We start from the raw sequence: 3,000 nt of genomic DNA on the forward strand, positions 1-3,000 counted from the left end.
CTTTATTTCTTTTCCATGTTTTGCTTAGCCCAATTTTCAAGGTAGTTTAATGGCTCAAAAAGTGATTTACCTTTTTTTGTTATATTATATTCAACTCTTGGAGGAACTTCAGGATAGACAGTTCTTTCTATTAACTCATTTTGCTCCATAACTCTTAAGTGTTCTGATAAAACTTTTTTTGAAATCCCTGGAACTATTTTTTGTATTTGAGAAAATCTTAAATCTTCTTTTATTAAGTGCCATATTATTAATGCTCTCCATTTACCAGCTAGCAAATCCATTGCAGCTTCTAGGGGACATTTATACTCTTTTTTATTGTATTTATATATTTTATCATTGCCTCTAGTCATTATATTCCTTAAATTATTAAATTTTTTATTCTTTTATAGCCTTGAATTATATGCAAGAGAAACAAATAAGTAACCTAACTACTTATAAGTGCCTTCTTCTAATTACTCTATTTTTACGTTAAAGTTTTATAAATTATAACATAACTAAGGAGTTAAAAAATGAACAATTATCCAAGAGCATTTTCACACGTAGGAATTACAGTTCCAAATATAAAAGAGGCTGTAAAGTTTTATAAAGAAGTAATGGGTTGGTATGTAATGATGGAACCAACGGAAGTTTTAGAAGAAAATAATACAGCTATTGGTCAAATGTGTATTGATGTATTTGGTGAAGGTTGGGGAAGCTTTAAAATTGCTCATCTTTCAACTAGTGATACTATTGGAATTGAATTATTTGAATTCCCGCAAAATGTAAAACCAAAACATGAATTTAATCCATATCAAACAGGAATTTTCCATTTTTGTGTTAAAGATCCTGATATTGAAGGTTTAACTAAAAAAATTATTGAAGCAGGTGGAAAACAAAGAATGCCAATTAGAGAGTATTTCCCAGGTGAAAAACCATATAAAATGGTTTATTGTGAAGATCCTTTTGGAAATATTGTAGAGATTTACACTCACTCTTATGAGTTAGTTTATTCTGAAACTTATAAGTAGATTTTAAAACAGATACTAAAAGAGCATTTATCATTGCTCTTTTAGTAATTTTTGTTTTACTTTATTTTAGAAACTTTCCCATTCATCTTTATCATTATTTGATACGATTTTTGTTTCTTTATTTTTTACTTTATCATTATTTGTACTTTTATAAGAGTTAGATGATACAGGTTTTCCAGCTTTAACTTTATGCTCTTTTATTACTTTTTCTGAACTTCTTCTACAACTTTCATGATCATAATCTAAATCATATTGTCTATTTCTTCTTTCAAATATTTTATCTTTTCCAGGAAACTCTTTTTCATTAACATTTTGTACAATATTTTCTGAAATATGTGATGTATGTACAGCTATCTCATGAGTTTGCGTTGCAGCACTTGCTATTTGTTGTGTTTGTTGATCTTGTTGTGATACAGCTTCATTTATTTGCTCAATTCCAAATTTTTGCTCTTTAGATGCTTCTTCAACTTGATTGATTAGTTCAATAGTTTTTTTAATACTATGATTTAATTCAGTATAACCATGAATCATTTTATCAGCAATTGCTTTACCATTATTAGCTTTTGTTGTAGCATTTTCAACAAGATCTTTAATCTCTTTTGCAGCTTCTGCTGATCTACTTGCTAAGTTTCTTACTTCTTGAGCAACTACTGCAAAACCTTTACCAGCTTCTCCAGCAGTTGCTGCTTCAACAGCAGCATTTAGTGAAAGGATATTTGTTTGGAATGCAATTTGATCGATTATTGTAATTGCTTCATTAATCGCATTTACTTTTTCATTTATTTCATCCATAGATAAAGTAGTTTGAGTTGCTAGTTTATTTCCTTCATCAACTGATGTAATAACTCTATGTGCAAAACTTGCCATTTTTTCAACATTTTCAGTATTACTAATAATTGTACTTGTAATCTCTTCTAATGATGCTGCTGTTTCTTCTAAAGATACCGCTGCATCATTTGATACATCATTTAAAATATTTACATTTTCTAATAATACATTTGATGATTCACTAAGTGTAAGACCAACTCTTTTTTCATTTGAAAGCATACTAATAATAGATTCACCTAATTTATTTACACCTTCTGAAAGTTCTAGTAGGTGGTGTTTTACATTATTTGTTTCAACTTTTTCCATAAAGTTATAGTTAGTATATTTATCTAATATATCAAGAACTTCTCTTGTATTACTATCTACATGTTCTCCCATAGAGTTTAGTACATTTTTAAGCTCTTCTAATGGAGGGTTTGAACTTGATATTTTAATTCTTTGAGAGAAGTCACCTTGTTCAAACTCTTTTAATACTACAACTGTATTGTCAATAAAGTCTCTATCATCTTGAATACCTTTTTTTGTTTTTTCAATATTCTCATTTACAACTTTTGCCATAGTTCCAATTTCATTTTTAGAACTATCATCTAAAGCTTGTACATTTGATGATTCTCTATTTAAAAACTTGAAGAAACCTAAAAGACCATCTTTGAATTTTTCAAGTTGAGTAGAAATTTCTCTTGGTATAAAAATAGCAGATAATAAAACAATTAATAAAACAATACAAGATATGATTAATGATGTTATATATATTTCTTTATCAAGTGCAGCAACCATTGGTCCAATTTCATCTTGATCTTTTTTGATTGATAGTTTAATATCTTCTGCAATTTTTGCAATATTTGGTCCAATTATATTTAAAGAGTTCTCAATTATATCATTACGTTTTTTTATATCTGATTCAATATCTTTTACACCAGAAACGTATCTATCAATAAGTGACATAACTTCAGTTAGTTGATTTTTTCTTATAGTAGAGTTTATTTGCTCATTTAATTCAGCAAGTTCACCTTGCATGTTTTTAAACTCAGCATAAGCTCTTGAGGCATCTTCTTGTTCATTTGATAGAAGATATTTAACAACATATAATCTTGCTAAAAGTAAAGCTCTAATACTATGAGAAGCTTGTAATGAAGCTCCCATATTATTATCTTTTTCAGAACTA

General features: G+C 28.0%; 2 protein-coding genes and 1 pseudogene. 1 reads left to right on the forward strand and 2 read right to left on the reverse strand.

The window, feature by feature from the left end:
- Positions 1-2: 2 nt before the first annotated feature.
- A complete protein-coding gene (locus ACERKK_RS12555; protein WP_373773419.1) occupies positions 3-350 on the reverse strand; it encodes a winged helix-turn-helix transcriptional regulator in 348 nt (115 codons plus the stop codon).
- A gap of 159 nt (positions 351-509) precedes the next feature.
- On the opposite strand from ACERKK_RS12555, the gene ACERKK_RS12560 reads away from it, so the two are divergent.
- A complete protein-coding gene (locus ACERKK_RS12560) occupies positions 510-1,007 on the forward strand; it encodes a lactoylglutathione lyase family protein (protein ID WP_373773420.1) in 498 nt (165 codons plus the stop codon).
- 258 nt (positions 1,008-1,265) lie between these two features.
- On the opposite strand, the pseudogene ACERKK_RS12565 reads toward ACERKK_RS12560, so the two are convergent.
- Positions 1,266-2,978, reverse strand: a pseudogene (locus tag ACERKK_RS12565) (methyl-accepting chemotaxis protein); the annotation flags it as partial.
- Between the last annotated feature and the right edge of the window lie 22 nt (positions 2,979-3,000).

The sequence above is a fragment of the Poseidonibacter sp. genome (genome assembly GCF_041821165.1).
Classification (GTDB): Bacteria; Campylobacterota; Campylobacteria; order Campylobacterales; family Arcobacteraceae; genus Poseidonibacter.

Excerpts from the sequence above, each read along its gene's own strand:
- ACERKK_RS12560 (WP_373773420.1), top strand. The coding sequence starts at position 510 with ATGAACAATTATCCAAGAGCATTTTCACACGTAGGAATTACAGTTCCA.
- ACERKK_RS12555 (WP_373773419.1), bottom strand. The coding sequence starts at position 350 with ATGACTAGAGGCAATGATAAAATATATAAATACAATAAAAAAGAGTAT.